20 protein-coding genes are annotated in these 16454 nt (G+C 60.6%); 9 read left to right on the forward strand and 11 right to left on the reverse strand.

The window, feature by feature from the left end; genetic code table 11:
* Positions 1-114: 114 nt before the first annotated feature.
* On the reverse strand, positions 115-870 hold the full coding sequence (locus AC193Q_RS11540) for a spermidine synthase (RefSeq protein WP_095668663.1): 756 nt from the start codon (positions 868-870) through the stop codon (positions 115-117).
* Positions 871-1023: 153 nt separating this feature from the next.
* Here AC193Q_RS11540 and AC193Q_RS11545 point away from each other — a divergent pair, with 153 nt between their 5' ends.
* Entirely contained in the window at positions 1024-2370 is a 1347-nt protein-coding gene (locus tag AC193Q_RS11545; RefSeq protein WP_483879553.1) for a class II 3-deoxy-7-phosphoheptulonate synthase, read from the forward strand.
* A 182-nt stretch (positions 2371-2552) separates the two neighbouring features.
* On the opposite strand, the gene AC193Q_RS11550 is transcribed toward AC193Q_RS11545, so the two are convergent.
* Together AC193Q_RS11550 and AC193Q_RS11555 are read right to left on the reverse strand one after the other, a co-directional pair.
* Positions 2553-3779: a winged helix-turn-helix domain-containing protein gene (locus tag AC193Q_RS11550; RefSeq protein ID WP_121186506.1), complete on the reverse strand. Its 1227-nt coding sequence runs from the start codon at positions 3777-3779 to the stop codon at positions 2553-2555.
* Between the two features lie 64 nt (positions 3780-3843).
* Positions 3844-4065: a DUF1127 domain-containing protein gene (locus tag AC193Q_RS11555; RefSeq protein ID WP_047295457.1), complete on the reverse strand. Its 222-nt coding sequence runs from the start codon at positions 4063-4065 to the stop codon at positions 3844-3846.
* Between the two features lie 96 nt (positions 4066-4161).
* Here AC193Q_RS11555 and AC193Q_RS11560 point away from each other — a divergent pair, with 96 nt between their 5' ends.
* The gene (locus AC193Q_RS11560) at positions 4162-5016 is read left to right on the forward strand and encodes a LysR substrate-binding domain-containing protein (RefSeq protein ID WP_047295460.1); all 855 of its coding nucleotides are present in this window, start codon (positions 4162-4164) and stop codon (positions 5014-5016) included.
* On the opposite strand, the gene AC193Q_RS11565 is transcribed toward AC193Q_RS11560, so the two are convergent.
* The gene (locus AC193Q_RS11565; protein ID WP_145594102.1) at positions 5006-5755 is read right to left on the reverse strand and encodes a sulfite exporter TauE/SafE family protein; all 750 of its coding nucleotides are present in this window, start codon (positions 5753-5755) and stop codon (positions 5006-5008) included. The genes AC193Q_RS11560 and AC193Q_RS11565 overlap by 11 nt on opposite strands.
* Positions 5756-5866: 111 nt before the next feature.
* Here AC193Q_RS11565 and AC193Q_RS11570 point away from each other — a divergent pair, with 111 nt between their 5' ends.
* The 4 genes from AC193Q_RS11570 (at position 5867) to AC193Q_RS11585 (ending at position 9109) form a co-directional block, all read left to right on the forward strand.
* Complete coding sequence (locus AC193Q_RS11570; protein ID WP_483879554.1) at positions 5867-6823, forward strand: LysR family transcriptional regulator; 957 nt, start codon at positions 5867-5869, stop codon at positions 6821-6823.
* An 83-nt stretch (positions 6824-6906) separates the two neighbouring features.
* Complete coding sequence (locus AC193Q_RS11575) at positions 6907-7371, forward strand: MarR family winged helix-turn-helix transcriptional regulator (RefSeq protein ID WP_095668659.1); 465 nt, start codon at positions 6907-6909, stop codon at positions 7369-7371.
* 271 nt (positions 7372-7642) lie between these two features.
* A complete protein-coding gene (locus tag AC193Q_RS11580; RefSeq protein WP_105343275.1) occupies positions 7643-8062 on the forward strand; it encodes an organic hydroperoxide resistance protein in 420 nt (139 codons plus the stop codon).
* 33 nt (positions 8063-8095) lie between these two features.
* Positions 8096-9109, forward strand: coding sequence for an alpha/beta hydrolase (locus AC193Q_RS11585; RefSeq protein ID WP_047295468.1), 1014 nt, complete (start codon positions 8096-8098; stop codon positions 9107-9109).
* 63 nt (positions 9110-9172) lie between these two features.
* Here the strand turns inward: AC193Q_RS11585 and AC193Q_RS11590 are convergent, their stop codons facing one another.
* Together AC193Q_RS11590 and earP are read right to left on the reverse strand one after the other, a co-directional pair.
* Positions 9173-9742, reverse strand: a complete 570-nt coding sequence (locus AC193Q_RS11590) for an elongation factor P (protein ID WP_003226785.1) — start codon at positions 9740-9742, stop codon at positions 9173-9175.
* Between the two features lie 48 nt (positions 9743-9790).
* Positions 9791-10933 carry an elongation factor P maturation arginine rhamnosyltransferase EarP gene (gene earP / locus AC193Q_RS11595; RefSeq protein ID WP_121186515.1) on the reverse strand — a complete coding sequence of 381 codons (1143 nt, stop codon included), beginning with the start codon at positions 10931-10933 and terminating at the stop codon, positions 9791-9793.
* Positions 10934-11058: 125 nt separating this feature from the next.
* Between earP and AC193Q_RS11600 the strand changes: the two genes are divergently transcribed.
* Together AC193Q_RS11600 and AC193Q_RS11605 are read left to right on the forward strand one after the other, a co-directional pair.
* Positions 11059-11469: a hypothetical protein gene (locus AC193Q_RS11600; protein ID WP_115984010.1), complete on the forward strand. Its 411-nt coding sequence runs from the start codon at positions 11059-11061 to the stop codon at positions 11467-11469.
* Positions 11470-11471: 2 nt separating this feature from the next.
* Positions 11472-11954 (forward strand): GreA/GreB family elongation factor, encoded by a 483-nt coding sequence (locus AC193Q_RS11605; protein ID WP_121186517.1) that lies wholly within the window; start codon positions 11472-11474, stop codon positions 11952-11954.
* A 9-nt stretch (positions 11955-11963) separates the two neighbouring features.
* Here AC193Q_RS11605 and cysB read toward each other — a convergent pair whose 3' ends face one another.
* The 5 genes from cysB to AC193Q_RS11630 all read right to left on the reverse strand — a co-directional run bounded on the left by cysB (position 11964) and on the right by AC193Q_RS11630 (position 15932).
* Positions 11964-12938 carry an HTH-type transcriptional regulator CysB gene (cysB, locus tag AC193Q_RS11610; protein ID WP_007908591.1) on the reverse strand — a complete coding sequence of 325 codons (975 nt, stop codon included), beginning with the start codon at positions 12936-12938 and terminating at the stop codon, positions 11964-11966.
* 113 nt (positions 12939-13051) lie between these two features.
* Positions 13052-13555 carry a universal stress protein gene (locus AC193Q_RS11615; RefSeq protein ID WP_121186519.1) on the reverse strand — a complete coding sequence of 168 codons (504 nt, stop codon included), beginning with the start codon at positions 13553-13555 and terminating at the stop codon, positions 13052-13054.
* A 98-nt stretch (positions 13556-13653) separates the two neighbouring features.
* Positions 13654-14559: a 5'-nucleotidase gene (locus AC193Q_RS11620; protein WP_041069529.1), complete on the reverse strand. Its 906-nt coding sequence runs from the start codon at positions 14557-14559 to the stop codon at positions 13654-13656.
* A gap of 29 nt (positions 14560-14588) precedes the next feature.
* Complete coding sequence (locus tag AC193Q_RS11625; protein ID WP_121186521.1) at positions 14589-15545, reverse strand: putative 2-dehydropantoate 2-reductase; 957 nt, start codon at positions 15543-15545, stop codon at positions 14589-14591.
* Complete coding sequence (locus tag AC193Q_RS11630) at positions 15546-15932, reverse strand: thioredoxin family protein (RefSeq protein WP_047295481.1); 387 nt, start codon at positions 15930-15932, stop codon at positions 15546-15548.
* Here AC193Q_RS11630 and AC193Q_RS11635 point away from each other — a divergent pair.
* On the forward strand, positions 15931-16374 hold the full coding sequence (locus tag AC193Q_RS11635) for a PilZ domain-containing protein (protein ID WP_041069521.1): 444 nt from the start codon (positions 15931-15933) through the stop codon (positions 16372-16374). The two genes, AC193Q_RS11630 and AC193Q_RS11635, sit on opposite strands and share 2 nt — an antisense overlap.
* Positions 16375-16454: the final 80 nt, after the last annotated feature.

Consider the following 16454-nt stretch of genomic DNA (forward strand, 5'->3'; position numbering starts at 1 on the left):
GAACACCTTTGCTGGCAAGCCAGCTCCCACAGTGACCGAGCCGTTCACACATCGCGCGTGCGGCGCGAACTCTGTGGGAGCTGGCTTGCCAGCGATGGGGCCATCACTGGCAACTCAGGTCGCCGGACGAATGGCCTTGATCAACGACTGCAACGAATACCCCAACCGCGGCGCCAGCGCTTCAGCGCGGGCGGTCAGCGCCTGCATGTCCAGCTCCTGATCGAGATCCGCCGGCACAATCAGAATCACATTGCCCTCCTTCACCGGCAATTCCCAGTAATGCCGGTGGTAGAGCCCACGCAGCAACGCGGCGCCCAGCGGTTTGCCATCATCGGTGGCCCACTGATTGATCACCAGCCAGCCGCCCGGATTCAAACGCTTCTGACAGTCGCCGAGAAAACTCCAGGCCAGATGCCCGACACCCGGGCCGACATCGGTGTACAGGTCGACAAAGATCAGATCCGCAGGCTCGGCCGTCGGCAGCAACTCCAGCGCATCGCCGACCCGAATGTACAAACGCGGATCGTCATCCAGCCCCAGGTATTCGATGGCCAGGCGCGGCACGTCCGGGCGCAGTTCGATGGCTTCGACATCTTCCAGCGGCAGGAACTTGAGGCAGGCCTGGGTCAGCGTACCGGCACCGAGGCCAAGAAACAGCGCGCTCTCCGGTTGTTCATGGCACAACGCGCCAATCAGCATCGCCCGGGTGTAGTCGTATTCGAGCCAGCTCGGATCGGCGGTGAACACGCAGCTCTGCTCGATGGCATCGCCGAATTCCAGAAAGCGGTAATCGGCCACTTCCAGCACGCGAATCACGCCGAATTCATCCTGTACCTCGGCGAGCAACAGCTCGACGCGCTCCTCAGTCATTTCGTCTCCTGATGGCCACCGGGCGCGGTGACGCGATGGCACCGCTCCGGCGCCGTGGCAAAGCGGCGATTGTCGGTGATGGGGCGGGAGCAGGTCACGCACTAATTGCTGCTACCATGGCCTTCCCGTGCGTAGAACCCATTAGAGACCGTGATGAGCCAACCCTGGAGTCCTGACAGCTGGCGCGCCCTGCCGATCCAGCAACAACCCCAATACCCCGACGCCGCGCATCTGCGCCAGGTCGAGCAGACCCTGGCCAGCTATCCGCCGCTGGTGTTTGCCGGTGAAGCGCGCGAGCTGCGCCGCCAGTTTGCCGAGGTCACTCAGGGCCGGGCGTTCCTGTTGCAGGGCGGCGATTGCGCGGAAAGCTTTGCCGAGTTCTCGGCAGCGAAGATTCGCGACACCTTCAAAGTGTTGCTGCAAATGGCGATCGTCATGACCTTCGCCGCCGGTTGCCCGGTGGTCAAGGTCGGGCGCATGGCCGGTCAGTTCGCCAAGCCGCGCTCGGCCAACGACGAAACCCTCGACGGCGTGACCCTGCCCGCCTACCGTGGCGACATCGTCAACGGCATCGGTTTTGACGAAAAGAGCCGCGTGCCGGATCCGGAGCGCCTGCTGCAGTCCTATCACCAGTCCACCGCCACCTCGAACCTGTTGCGCGCCTTCGCCCAGGGCGGCTTCGCCGACCTGCATCAGGTGCACAAGTGGAACCTGGATTTCATCGCCAACTCGGCACTGGCCGAGAAATACAGCCACCTCGCCGACCGCATCGATGAGACCCTCGCATTCATGCGCGCCTGCGGCATGGACAGCTCGCCGCAACTGCGCGAAACCAGTTTCTTCACCGCTCACGAGGCACTGCTGCTGAACTACGAAGAAGCGTTCGTGCGTCGCGACAGCCTGACCAACGATTACTACGATTGCTCGGCGCACATGCTGTGGATCGGTGACCGTACTCGTCAGCTCGACGGTGCTCACGTCGAATTCCTGCGCGGGGTGAACAACCCGATTGGCGTCAAGGTCGGCCCGAGCATGAACCCGGACGACCTGATCCGCCTGATCGATGTGCTCAACCCGGACAACGATCCCGGCCGCCTGAACCTGATTGCGCGGATGGGCGCGAACAAGGTTGGCGATCACCTGCCGGCGCTGATCCGCGCGGTACAGCGTGAAGGCAAGCAGGTGCTGTGGAGCTCCGACCCGATGCACGGCAACACGATCAAGGCCAGCAGCGGCTACAAGACCCGCGACTTCGCGCAGATCCTGGGTGAGGTGAAACAGTTCTTCCAGGTGCACGAAGCCGAAGGCACTTATGCCGGCGGGATTCATATCGAGATGACCGGGCAGAATGTCACCGAGTGCATTGGTGGCGCGCGGCCGATCACGGAAGACGGGTTGTCGGATCGTTATCACACCCACTGCGATCCGCGGATGAATGCCGATCAGTCGCTGGAACTGGCGTTTTTGATTGCGGAAACCCTGAAACAGGTCCGCCGCTAGACCGAGTCGCCCCATCGCCAACAGGCATGGATTGACCTCTATCCCTGTAGGAGCTGCCGAAGGCTGCGATCTTTTGATCTTGATTTAAAAAATCAAAAGATCGCAGCCTTCGGCAGCTCCTACAAGGATCAAGATCACCCAGAGATCTCTGTGGGAGCCAGCCTGCTGGCGATGAGGTCGGTTCAGGCACCCTCAATTTGCGCCAACGCCACCCGCAACCGCGCCGCACTCTCGCGCTGACAATTAAGCTGCACCCGCGCAAGCCTCAGCCAATCGGCCATCTGCCGCAGATTCAACGCCAGCGCCAGCATCCCCTCTTCATCCAGCCCCGGCGCTTCCTCGTGCACCGCGTGCACCGCCAGGCGCCCCGACGCTCGTTCGGCGCGCAGATCGACCCGCGCGGCAATCCGTTCGTTGTGCAGGAAAGGCAGCACGTAATAGCCGTAAACGCGCTTGTCCTGCGGCGTGTAGATCTCCAACCGATAGCGGAAATCAAACAGCCGCTCGGTGCGACTGCGTTCCCAGATCAACGAATCGAACGGCGACAACAGTGCACTGGCAACCACTTTGCGCGGCACCTTCGGTTCCGGCAGGCAGTAGGCGATCTGTCGCCAACCGTTGACTTCACAGGTCTGCAACTGCCCGTCCTCGACCAGTTCCGCCAGACGCGGTCGCGCATCAGACGGATTCAAGCGGAAATAATCCCGCAGATCCTTTTCCGTGCTGACGCCGAGTGCCTGCGCCGCGTGCAGCAACAAACCACGCTGCGCTTGCGCCTCGTCAGGTAACGCTTGTTGCAGAATCGAGGAGGGAATGACCCGCTCCGGCAAATCATACAAACGCTCAAAACCGCGACGACCGGCCACGGTCACTTCACCCGCGGCAAACAGCCACTCCAGCGCATGCTTTTCCGCGCTCCAGTCCCACCACTGCCCGGCCTTGTCCTCGCGGGTCGACAGACTGCCGGCACCCAATGCACCGCGCTCCTCGACCGCACTCAAGACCCGGCGCACAACGCTCTGCTGCTCCAGACCAAACTTTGCCAGTTGCTGATAAATGTCTCTGCCATTCCTCGCCCGCTGCATGCGCCAACCCATCAACGGATACATGGCCAATGGCAACAACGATGCCTCATGGCCCCAGTACTCGAACAACGTGCGACGTCGTCCCGAACTCCAGGCGGCCTGATCGAGCAAATCAGCGGAATAGGAACCCAAACGGGAAAACAGCGGCAGGTAGTGCGAGCGCACCACGGCGTTGACGGAGTCGATCTGCAGCAGGCCCAGCCGTTCGATCAGCCGGTTAAGTTGCGGCGCCTTGACGGTTGGCGGCTGGCGCCCGTTGAATCCTTGGGCGGCCAGCGCCAGACGTCGCGCCTGTTTGAGAGAAAAGGCCAGAGTCGCGGGCATGAGCATCTCCTTGTCTGCTCGCAACCTACCTCACCTGAAAGTGGTTTGTGTAGTAAGGCGCCGATCATTTATGCATCGGATCGTCCCAGAACGGCCGAATCGCCTCGTGTTCGACGTCGGCCCGACTGACCCCGATGTCCTTCAGCGCTTCATCGCTCAGACTGGCGAGCAACTCGCGCTCACGGTGCAGTTCGTACCAGCGGCTGAACCTGTGCAACAGATCGGAAACGATATGGCCGTGGCCGGAAAATTTCGTGTCGTCTACATACTCTCTTTGACCTTTCATCGTGTTGCCCTCCTTGTGGATGGCTCAAGTCTCGCGCTGGCGCTAAGATCAATCCAACGAATGTTTCTGATGGCATTCATCACGGAGATTCATCATTTGTCGGCCTACCCCAGTATCGATACCGATGTTCTGCGCACCTTCGTCGCGATTGCCGATCAGGGCGGTTTTACCCGCGCCGGCGAAATGGTCAACCGCACGCAATCGGCGGTGAGCATGCAGATGAAACGTCTGGAAGAAGACGTGTTGCAGCGTCAGCTGTTCGAGCGCGACGGCCGCCAGGTACGCCTGACCGCCGAAGGCCAGGTGTTGCTGGGTTATGCGCGGCGCATCCTGAAATTACACAGCGAAGTGTTCAACACCCTGCGCGAGCCACACATGGTCGGCACCGTGCGCATCGGTACGCCGGACGATTACGTGATGCGGTTTCTGCCGGGGATCCTGTCGCGGTTCGCGCAGTTCTACCCGTTGATCCAGATCGAAGTGCATTGCGAGTCCAGCAAACAGCTGTTGCAGCGCACCGATCTGGACTTGTCGATCGTCACCCGCGAGCCGGGCAACGAGATCGGCCAGTTGCTGCGCAAGGAGCGTTTCGTCTGGGCCGAGGCGCAGAATTTCAGCGCCCACGAGCAGACGCCGTTGCCGCTGGCGATGTTCAACAGTGATTGTTTCTGCCGTTTGTGGGCGTGCAATGCGCTGGACGCGATGGGCCGCGATTACCGCATCGCCTACAACAGCACCAGCCTGTCGGCACTGATGGCGGTGGTGAGCGCGGGTCTGGCGATTACCGCGCAACTGGAAAGCCTGATCACCCCGGACATGCGCATTCTCGGTGCCAACGAAGACCTGCCGCTGCTGCCCGAGGCCAGCATCATGCTGATCCGCAACCTGAACAACCCGTCGCCGATCACCGAATGCCTGGCCGAGCACATCGTCGAAGGCTTCAAACTTTAAACGCGAGCATCACCGCACACAGCACCAGGAAACCGCAGAACAGCCCGCGCAGCAGTTTTTCCGGCATGGCGTGGGCGACTTTCACGCCCCAACTGATGCTCGCCAGACCGCCGATGGCCAGGGGCAGGCCGATCATCCAGTCGACCTCGTGATGCACCGCATAGGTCACCAGGGTCACGCCGGTGCTGGGCAGCGCCAGTGCCAGCGACAGGCCTTGAGCGACCACTTGGCTAGTACCGAACAGACTGGTGAGGACCGGCGTCGCCACCACGGCCCCGCCGACACCGAACAGACCGCCCATGGTTCCGGACGCCGCGCCAAGCACACCCAGCCATGGCCATGAGTAACGCATCTCTGAGCTCACTGCCGTTTTTTTGCCGAACATCTTCAGCAGGTTGTACGCCGAGAGCACCACGAGGAAAGCGACAAAACCGATCCGCATGGTTTGCGCATCAATGCCCACCGCCCAGATCGAACCGATCCACGCAAAGCAAAAACCCATGATCGCCAGCGGCAGCGCGTGGCGCAGTTCGATGCGGTTACGCTGGTGATAACGCCACAGCGCCAGCATCACGTTCGGCACGACCATCACCAGCGCCGTGCCTTGGGCGATCTGTTGATCGAGGCCGAACCACACGCCCAGCAGCGGAATGGCGATCAGCCCGCCACCAATACCGAATATTCCGCCCAATGTCCCCAAGGCGGCGCCAAACAGCAGGTACAGCAAAAACTCGATCACAGCGATGTCCTCATCCGTCAGGCGATCCATCCTACGCAGTCGTGACTGGCGGGGAAACGCACAGCAACGCACAATGGCTGTGCCAAAACCGCATAGGCACTGAGCTGGTTCATGAATTCCAATCAATTGACCGAACAACTGGGGCTGTTTCTCGATGTGCTGGAGAGCGGGAGCTTTTCTGCGGCTTCGCGTCGACATCCGCTGACGCCATCCGCCGTCGCCCGACGCATCGACAGTCTGGAGAGCGCCGTCGGCAGCCAGCTGTTTATCCGCAACACTCATGCGGTGCGCGCCACGCCGGCCGGGCTGGCGTTTGCCGAACGGGCGCGCCGAATCGTTGCCGAGCTGCAATTGGCGCGGGCTGAAGCGGTGTCTCTGAGCAGCGCGCCGGAGGGGCTGATTCGGGTGGATGCGCCAGCGGCGTTCGGGCGCCGACATCTGGCGCCGGTGATTGCCGATTTTCTGGTGCTGTATCCGGGGCTGGATGTGCAACTGCATCTGATCGACAGCTTCGTCGACATGGACGGTTCAAACCTGGGCAAGGTCGACCTGGTATTGCGTGCCGGGCAGATGGCCGACACCCGGCTGGTGGCCACTCCGTTGGCGAGCATGGTGCGCATCGCCTGCGCCAGCCCCGACTATCTCAAGCGCCGGGGCGTGCCGAGCGAACCCGCACAATTGAGCGAGCATGACGGCCTCGATTGGGACGGCCTCGCCCCGCCCTTCGCCTGGCGTTTCGAGCAAAACGGGCAGATGCAATTGCACCGCCCGGCGCGGGTGCGCATGAGCGCCAACAACGCTGAGGCGTTGGTTTGCGGAGCGCTTGCGGGACTCGGGATCGCGCATCTACCCACCTGGCTGGCCAGCGAATACCTGTTACGTGGCGAGTTACTGCCGCTGTTCTGTGAAAACGGCCTGCCAAAACCGGAGAGTACCGGCATCTATGCGCTGCGGCTGGAACAACAGGCCAGCTCCCGCAGCCGCCTGCTGCTGGAATACCTCAAGACCCGTTTCAGCCCCGTGCCGCCGTGGGATCTGGCGCTGCAACGTGAACTGGGCCGGCACTGACCGATCCGCCACCGGGCACAATTGTCTGGCGCATTAAAGATTCGAGCGCTAGATTCATCTGCATCACCGTTCAAGGCACTGACATGACCACCGACCGCGACGCCACCGACCATTGCGAAGACCTGCTGCTCGACAATCAGGCCTGCTTCGCCCTGCATTCCACTTCGCTGATGATGACCAAGGTCTACAAGCCGCTGTTGCAAGCGCTTGGCCTGACGTATCCGCAATACCTGGCGATGATGGTGCTGTGGGAGAAGGACGGTTTGACCGTCGGAGAAATCAGCACGCGCCTGCTGACCGATCCGGGCTCGCTGACCCCGCTGCTCAAGCGGCTGGAAGGTGAAGGTTTGCTCAGCCGAACCCGCAGCCGTGAGGATGAACGCGTGGTGATCGTTGAACTGACTGCACAGGGACGCGCCTTGAAAGACAAGGCCCGAACCGTGCCTCAATGCATTCTGGGGGCCAGTGGCTTCACGCTGGAGCGCCTGCAAAACCTGCAAGCTGAATTGCAGGCATTGCGTGGACATTTGCAGGACAGCCTCGCTTAAGACTCCCCTTCCCTGTGGGCGCAGCCTTGCGTCTGCAGGCGAATCGCACATTCCCCCCGCTTATCCCCCGAAAAATTCTTTCTCTCGTTTCACGTTAGAAAACCTTCCATATCAAACGCTTGAGATCACGACACTGCCCAATCCAAGTGCCGATCCACGCTTTCTTCAAAAATTTATCTTGCGCGCTAAATATTAGCGAAGTACATTTACTTCGCACCTAGTTAGCGCGCAAACAATTAGCGCAACAATCACACTTGAAGAGGCTCACACCATGCAAACGCTCTACACCGCAATCGCAACCTCCACTGGCGGCCGTGATGGTCGTGCGATCTCCAGCGACAACGTCCTTGACGTCAAACTCGCCACCCCGAAAGAACTCGGCGGTGCCGGCGGCGCGGCCACCAACCCTGAGCAACTGTTCGCTGCCGGCTACTCGGCCTGCTTCATCGGCGCGCTGAAATTCGTTGCCAGTCAGACCAAACGCAAAATCCCGGACGACGCCTCGATCACCGCCCACGTCGGTATTGGCCAGATTCCTGGCGGTTTCGGTCTGGACATCGATCTGCACATTAATCTGCCGGGCCTGGAACAGGCTGACGCACAAAGCCTGGTCGACGCTGCCCACCAGGTCTGCCCGTACTCCAACGCCACTCGCGGCAACGTCGATGTGCGTCTGCATGTCACCGTGTAATCACTGACACTCAGGCCCGTACAGGAAATGAACATGAACACTTTCAGCAAAGTCTTGACCGGTACCCTTCTCGCCCTGTCCATCCAGAGCGCATTTGCCGGGGAGGTTGAACACAACACCCAGGCATTCCTCGATGTACTGAATGCAGGCACTGGCAAACCGATGGAACAGCTGACTCCCAAGGATGCCCGCGCCGTGCTGACAGGCGCGCAGTCCGGGGTCAAACTGACGCTGCCCAAAGCGGACGTCAGCGAGAAGACTATTCAGGTCGATGGCCAACCGTTGAGCCTGACCATCGTCCGGCCGGCCGGGGTCAAGGGCGAGCTTCCGGTGTTCATGTTCTTCCACGGCGGCGGCTGGGTGTTGGGGGACTTCCCGACCCACGAGCGTCTGGTGCGGGATCTGGTGGCCGGTTCGGGGGCGGCGGCGGTGTTCGTCAATTACACCCCTTCGCCGGAAGCGCATTACCCGGTAGCGATCAACCAGGCTTACGCCGCGACCAAATGGGTGGCCGAACACGGCAAAGAGATCAACGTCGACGGCAAGCGTCTGGCGGTGGCGGGCAACAGCGTCGGTGGCAACATGGCCGCAGTCGTCGCCTTGATGGCCAAAGACAAAGGCACCCCGGCGATCAAATTCCAGGTGCTGCTGTGGCCAGTGACCGATGCCAATTTCGACACCGGTTCGTATAACCAGTATGCCGAGGGGCACTTCCTCACCCGCAACATGATGAAGTGGTTCTGGGACAACTACACCACCGACGCCAACCAGCGAAACGAGATCTACGCCTCGCCGCTGCGGGCCACGACCGCGCAATTGAAAGATCTGCCGCCTGCACTGGTCCAGACCGCCGGGGCCGACGTGCTGCGTGACGAAGGCGAAGCCTACGCCCGTAAACTCGACGAAGCCGGCGTGCCGGTGACCTCAGTGCGCTACAACGGCATGATCCACGACTACGGATTGCTCAACGTGGTCAGCCAGGTACCGGCAGTGCGTTCGGCGATGCTGCAGGCTTCGGAAGAACTGAAACAGCACCTGAAGAAGTAATTCATCAGGCACAAAAAAGCCCGACGCAATGGTCGGGCTTTTTCTTTCCGCGAAAAGCAGTGCTTATTTGGCACGGCCTTTGTAGGAACCGCCTTCGCGGGTATCGATCTCGATCATGTCGCCGATTTCGATGAAGTCAGCCACCGACAGCTCGGTACCGTTCTTCAGTTTGGCAGGCTTCATCACCTTGCCGGAAGTGTCACCGCGAGCGGAACCTTCGGTGTAGTCAACCTGACGCACGATGGTGGTCGGCAGCTCTACGGACACCAGACGCTCTTCGAAGAACACGGCTTCGCAAACGTCGGTCATGCCTTCTTCAACGAAAGGCAGAACGCTTTCGATGTCTTCGGCGTTCAGCTCGTACATGGTGTAGTCAGTGGTGTCCATGAACGTGTAGGTGTCACCGCTGATGAAAGACAGGGTGGCTTCTTTACGATCCAGGATCACGTCGTCCAGCTTGTCGTCCGCACCGTAAACGGTTTCGGTCTTGTAACCGGTCAGCAGGTTCTTCAGCTTGGTCTTCATGATCGCGCTGTTACGGCCCGACTTGGTGAATTCAGCTTTCTGAACCAGCCAAGGATCGTTGTCGATACGGATCACGGTACCGGGTTTGAGTTCTTTACCAGTTTTCATTGCGAATATCCGAATTTGGATGGGATTTACAAAAATCTAGGCCGCGTATCATATCCAATTTAGGTAAAACTGTACCAGCGCCGTGGCAAGATCCGCCTGCAAGCCTTGTTCCAGACACCACGCCTCGGCGTTTTCCTGCAGTTCTGGCCAGTGTTTACGGGCCTTGAGCCAGTGCTCGCCGATCGGTTGCCCGGCACTCCAGGCCCGCCACAGACCGCTCGTCGCCTCGGCAGCAGCCGGGGAAAGCCCTTTGGTGTAGAGCGCGAGAAAGGCATCGAGCTTGTCGAGGTGGATGTCTTCATCCTGCTGATAGATGTGCCAGAGCATCGGTCGCCCGGCCCACTGTGCACGGACGAACGAGTCTTCTCCGCGCACTGCGTTGAAATCGCAGCACCACAACAACTGATCGTATTGATCCTGACGAACGAACGGCAGCACCTGCACCGTCAGCGCCTGACGCACGTTCAAGTCGCCAACGGCCAGAGAGTCGACCCCGAGCCAGCGCGCAACGTCACCGAGAATCCGCCCTTCCGGCACCAGCAGATGGGTCGGCGCGCTGTCGGCCGCCAACGCATCCAGCCAACTGGCCAGCCCGGCATTTTCGTAGGCAAACAACGAGATGAGCTGTGCGTCCGCTGCGCGATCTACGCCCAGGCCTTGCAGGAATTGTCGCTGCGCAGCCGCGTCCTGCTGAAATTGCCGACGCCGCTCAAGCAGACCGCTTTCACGCAGCAAGCCGCCCGTCCCCGGCTGAAATCCGGGAAAGAAAAAGAATTTCTGTACCGACTTGTACTTCACCGACGGCAAACCGTGACAGCCGATAACCCAGTCTTCGGCGCTGAGGTAATCGAGGTTCATCCACAGTGGTGGCTGTTGCCGCTCGGTCATGGCATCCATGTACGCCGTTGGCAGTTGGCAGGCAAATGCGGCGATCACCACGTCCGCCGCCTCCGTCTGCGGCCAGTCGCTCGGCCAGTGCCGCACCTCGACGCCCTGCTGCGATTGTTGCGCAAGGTTGATGTCGATCTCGGGGCAGATACGTTCGAAGGCGCGCAGGTCATCGACCCACAAGCGTACCGCCAGCCCGTGTTCGGCCACCAGTTGCCGGGCCAGACGCCAGGTCACGCCGATGTCGCCATAATTGTCGACCACGGTGCAAAAAATATCCCAGCGGGTTTTCGGTACCGGCATGCAAAGACTCCCGTTGGCAAAAGCGCTGATTGTCCGCATAAATGACCTCGCGCAGAAGAGCCGACGGCGATTAATCTTCGTGCGACAATCGCCACTTGCCCGCAATCATCCGCCAGGAGGCAGCCATGCCCTATCGTCCCAACCCGCGTCGTCCGTTGCCTGTTCAGCTTAGCGCGCTGCAACTGACCGGCAGCATTGCCCTGGGCATGTGGCTGGGCTTTCTGGCCATCGCCCTGACCTGCTGGCTGCTCTCGCGCTTGGTGTTCACCGAACAACTGGCACCTGTCGCTCAGGCGGTGCAGCAACTGGCCAAGCCGCCAGCGGCCGTTCAGGTACAACCGGACATTCCGCCACAGAGCCCGCTGTTCGAGCAGTACGAAGAAAACCTGCGCAAGAACGAGCAGCAGGCACGTCTGGATCAGGCTCGCGGCAGCAGTCGCAACCAGTCGAATCCGAAATGCCAGTTCTGGCTGCAACAGGACCAGACCGCGCCGAGCGAAAAGAGCCGCGCCAACGTTTTGCAATTCTGCGATTGATCATGAACAAGCACACCGTCCACCAACTGATCCTAGACAAACTGCGCGTCGACCTCGACATCGCCGAGCGCGCCGCGCAGACCGCTTACGAAACCGCGACCCACGAAGAGAACATTGCCGAGAACAAGTACGACACGCTCGGGCTTGAGGCGTCTTATCTGGCGGCGGGCCAGGCGAAACGGGTCGAGGAAATCCGTCAGTCACTGGCGCTGTGCCAGAACCTGACGCTGCGCGCCTACGACGAAAATCGCGGCATCGAGATCGGCGCCCTGCTCGGTCTGGAAGACGAAAAGGGGCGCGAGCAATGGCTGTTTCTGGCGCCGGATGCGGCGGGCCTGAAAGTCGATGTGGTGGGTCAGCCGATTACCGTCATCAGCCCACGCTCGCCGCTGGGCAAAAGCCTGCTGGGCAAGCTCGAGGGCGATGAGGTGGAGATTCTGGTGGCAGGCACCCGGCAACAGTTCGCTGTCACCGAGGTGCTTTGAGGCGGGGACTTAGTGGACCGGCAATTCGACGCCGTCGAACAGCTCTTCCAGTTCCTGTTTGTTGTGGCACTGGATGGCTTTGGCCATCACTTCGCGGGTCAGGTGCGGGGCGAACTTCTCGATGAAGTCGCACATGAAACCACGCAGGAACGTACCGCGACGGAAACCGATCTTGGTGATGCTCGACTCGAACAGTTCGCTGGCATCCAGCACCACCAGGTCGTTATCGAGCTTGGTGTCGACCGCCATTTTGGCGACGATGCCCACACCCAGACCCAGACGCACGTAGGTTTTGATCACGTCGGCGTCGGCGGCGGTAAACACCACTTTCGGCGTCAGGCCACGATGGCTGAAGGCTTCGTCGAGTTTCGAACGGCCGGTAAAACCGAACACGTATGTCACGATCGGGTATTCGGCCAGCGCTTCGAGGGTCAGCTTCGGCAACTTGGTCAGCGGGTGGCCCTGGGGCACGACCACGCAACGGTTCCAGCGATAGCAAGGCATCATCACCAGATCACCGAACAACTCCAGCGCTTCGGTGGCGATGGCGAAATCGACGGTGCCGTCAGCGGCCATCTCGGCAATCTGCATCGGCGAACCCTGGTGCATGTGCAGCGCCACGTCCGGGTATTGCTTGATGAAATTGCTGATCACCGGCGGCAATGCGTAACGTGCCTGGGTGTGGGTGGTGGCGATCGACAGGGTACCTTTCTTCTCGTTGGAGAATTCCTGAGCGATCTGCTTGATGCTTTCGACCTTGCGCAGGATTTCGCCAGCGGTGGTGATGATGCGCTCGCCGGCCGGGGTGACGCGGGTCAGGTGTTTGCCGCTGCGAGCGAACACTTCAACGCCAAGTTCGTCTTCCAGCAGGCGGATCTGTTTACTGATACCCGGTTGCGAGGTGTAAAGGCTTTGGGCGGTAGCGGAAACGTTGAGGTCGTGGTGCGCCACTTCCCAGATGTAGCGCAATTGTTGAAGCTTCATATGTATCCCTCAAAGCAGGTAGACGCCACGGGCATCAGCGACGGTATATAACTATATTAATGGTTTGATGAATAAATCTAGAACTTTTTTATCAAAACGCCATTATTCCCGCTTCAGCGATCCCCCCGGCGCCGACGCTCCATCAACGGCACCAGATAGACCGGCACCTTGGCCAATTGCAGAACCCGGGTCGCCGTGCGCCCCAAAGGCGTTTCCGCCCCTACGCCGTGGCTGTGAGTGCCTACGATCAGCAAATCCACAGAGAGTTTCCGCACCTGGTCGAGAATCACCTGCGCCGGATCGCCCTGCAGAACCCGCACTGCGCGAATCCGCTGCAGATCCTGTTCACCGTCATCCCCCAATTCTTCGCGAAAACTGTCCAGCACCCGTTGCTCGATACTGGCGATGACAGTTTTCAGACCCTGACGGTGAAATTCGTTCAATGCCTGTTCGTCGAGATAACTCTGCAACACCGATTCGGCAAACAGCCCCATGGGCTCCACTGCATGCACCACGTACAAGTCGGCATTGAATGTCCGCGCCAGTGCCAGGGCATGCTGCATCACTAACGGTGCGTACAGACCGAGGTCAGTGGCATACAGCATCGAACGAATCATATGACCTCCTCGCGTGCCAACATGGCGGAGATTTGATTCAGCTTAGCAGTGCCTTGGCGACTACGACGTGCGACGCAACGTCTTGAAGCACAGGGGCTTTAAATCGACGTTTCGTTGCTGATGCCATGCGGCACATGGCCGGTGGCGACCACTTCACGGGCGAGCTCGCAGTGTCCGGCCTGATCGTCGAAAAACACGTCGGCGGCAAAGGCTTCGAGGAATGCCGATTTGGTCAGACCGCCGAGGAACAGCGACTCGTCGAGGCGGATATCCCACTCGCGCAAGGTACGGATCACCCGCTCATGGGCCGGTGCCGAACGCGCGGTGACCAGCGCCGTGCGGATCGGGCAGTCGTCCTCGGGGAACTCGCGCTGCAGCGCATTGAGCGCCGCCAGAAATCCTTTGAAAGGCCCGCCGCGCAATGGCTCGCGTGCCGACTCGCGTTCCTTGGCCTGGAACGCCTCCAGCCCGCCGGACTGATAAATGCGCTCGGATTCGTCGGAGAACAACACCGCGTCTCCGTCGAAGGCGATGCGCAACTCATCACTCGCGGCACGGCTGGCGCCACCAGACAGAATTGTCGCTGCAGCAAATCCGGCATCCAGTGCGGCGCGCACGTCCTCGGCGTGCGTGGACAGAAACAGGTCACAGCCAAAGGCCTTGAGATACGGATACGGGCTGCGTCCGCCGACGAAGGCCGCCCGGGAAATGTCCAGCCCGTAGTGATGAATCGAGTTGAACGCGCGCAGGCCGGTATCGGCACTGTTGCGCGAAACCAGAATCACCTCGACCCGGGCGCGGTCGAGGCGGCTGTTGAGGCTCAGGAGTTTTTCCACCAGCGGGAACGCATCGCCGGGGGCGAGGATTTCGTCTTCGTGTTCGATCTGGTATTGCCGATAGGCTTCAACGCCGCTCGACAGGTAGACCTTGTGACTCTCGCTCAGGTCGAACAAGGCGCGAGACGAAATCGCCAGCACCAGTTTGTCATCGATGTTCTTGGCCATGCCTTCCCCCACTCCCGCAAAAAACCGACTCAGGTGTTGCGTCGGTCGATGAAACCCAGCGTGCGATACAACGCTTCGATTCGTGGCAATTCACATCCTGCCGCCTTGGCGGCGGCCAATGGCCGGGCGTAAATCGCTTCCAGCTCCAGCGGCCGTTTGTGCAGAAAATCGTGGTACATGCTCGGCCAGTAGTCGGGCATTTTCTCGGTCATTGTGAACAGGTACTCGGCGTAAGCGGGCGGCATGTCGTGACCGCAGGCCTTGGCGCCCTGCACGACTTCAGCCATCAATGCCTGAATCAACGCGCGACTGTCAGCGTCGGCCATCAGCGGCGTGGTGCCGGCGCCGAGCAGCACCGAGAGACCGTTGTAGGGAATATTCCACACCAGTTTCTGCCAGCGCGCCTGTTGCAGATTGGCCATTGCCTGCGAATCGATGCCCGCGGCACGGAACAGACTGGCGCCCTCTTCAACGAGCGCCATGCGCGCCGCATCCCCCATCGCCGGGCCGCTGTGATAGCCGACGTTCACCGCCCCCAAGGCCTGATGGGTGATGTGCCCCGGGCCTTCGCGATGCACGCAGATCAGGCACAGACCGCCGAGCAGATGCAGGGAGTCGGGCAGCAGCTCACGCAAGCTGTCTTCGACGTCCAGACCGTTCTGCAGCACCAGCACTTTCGCGCCGGGCCTGGCCGCGGCAATGATCGCCGGGGCCAGACCCGCGCTGCTGGTGGTCTTGGCGCCGACCAGCAACCAGTCGCAGGCCGGCATGTCCTCGGCCTTGGCATACGCTTGCACCGGGTTCAGTGTCAGCGTGCCATGCACGGCACTGTCCACTTGCAACCCCCGCTCGGCCACCGCTGAAAACTCACTGCGCAGTAAAAAGTGCACATCGAAACCGGCCCGCGCCAGCATCAAACCGTAAAACCCGCCAATTGCGCCGGTGCCGATAATCCCGATCACCGGTTTGCTGTCTGCTCCCACCATCTATGGCAACTCCTCTGCAATTCGACCCAGCGCCTGCGCCACTGCCGCGTTCAGCGCAGCGGCGGTCAGGCGCGTGTGCAATGCCCCAAAGAACTCGCCGTCGCGCACCACAAACAGCGCCGGCAAATGAAAGACCTGATAGCGCTCCACCAGCCCACCGTTATTGCCGGCATCAATCCAGCACAGGCGATCGACCGCCAGCGCGAACCCGGGCAACACTTCTCTGGCATAGCGGCAACTGGAACAGCCGACACTGGTGAAAATCACCAGCGAAACACCGCTCATCGCCAGCAGCCGCTGGTCGGCGTCGAAATCGGTCAGCTCGGATTCGACCACTATACTGGGGGAAACAATGTCAAATGGCCGACACAGGGAGTCTGTGCTCATGGGACGTTTCATTCCTCATCCGGACGAAGTGCCGGTTGAATTAACCTTGCTCAAGCCCGAGTGTATTTCCAGGCAACAGCTGCACACTATCAGCCTCGGCGGGATCGCTTGCAATTATCACCGCGCCTGGCGCCACGGCACCGCCCTTGAAGTGCGTCTGCCGACGCTCAATGCCGACCTCTGTTTTCCGGGCTATGTGGCGTGGTGCCTGCGACGCAAAAAGGGCTATCTGGTGGGGATCGCGTTCACTGATGAGCAGACGTTGTTCAGCGCCCGGATGGGCGAGCAGGTGTGCCAGATCGAACGCTATTGCCGCATGAACGAGGCCCATGACGACTTGCAGGATATTCAGGCGCTGGCCCTGCAATGGGTCGAACAACACGCCAACGAGTTCTCCCACGACAGCGTGCGCAAGGCTTTTGCCCAGCCAGTACTGGATTAAAGCGGCGCTTGCCCATTGTCGAGCCGCGTCTGACGCGCTAAGGTTCGGCTCCCCGACGCGCTTAAATCTGCTGTGCTCCG

This window comes from Pseudomonas sp. F2 (genome assembly GCF_057174385.1).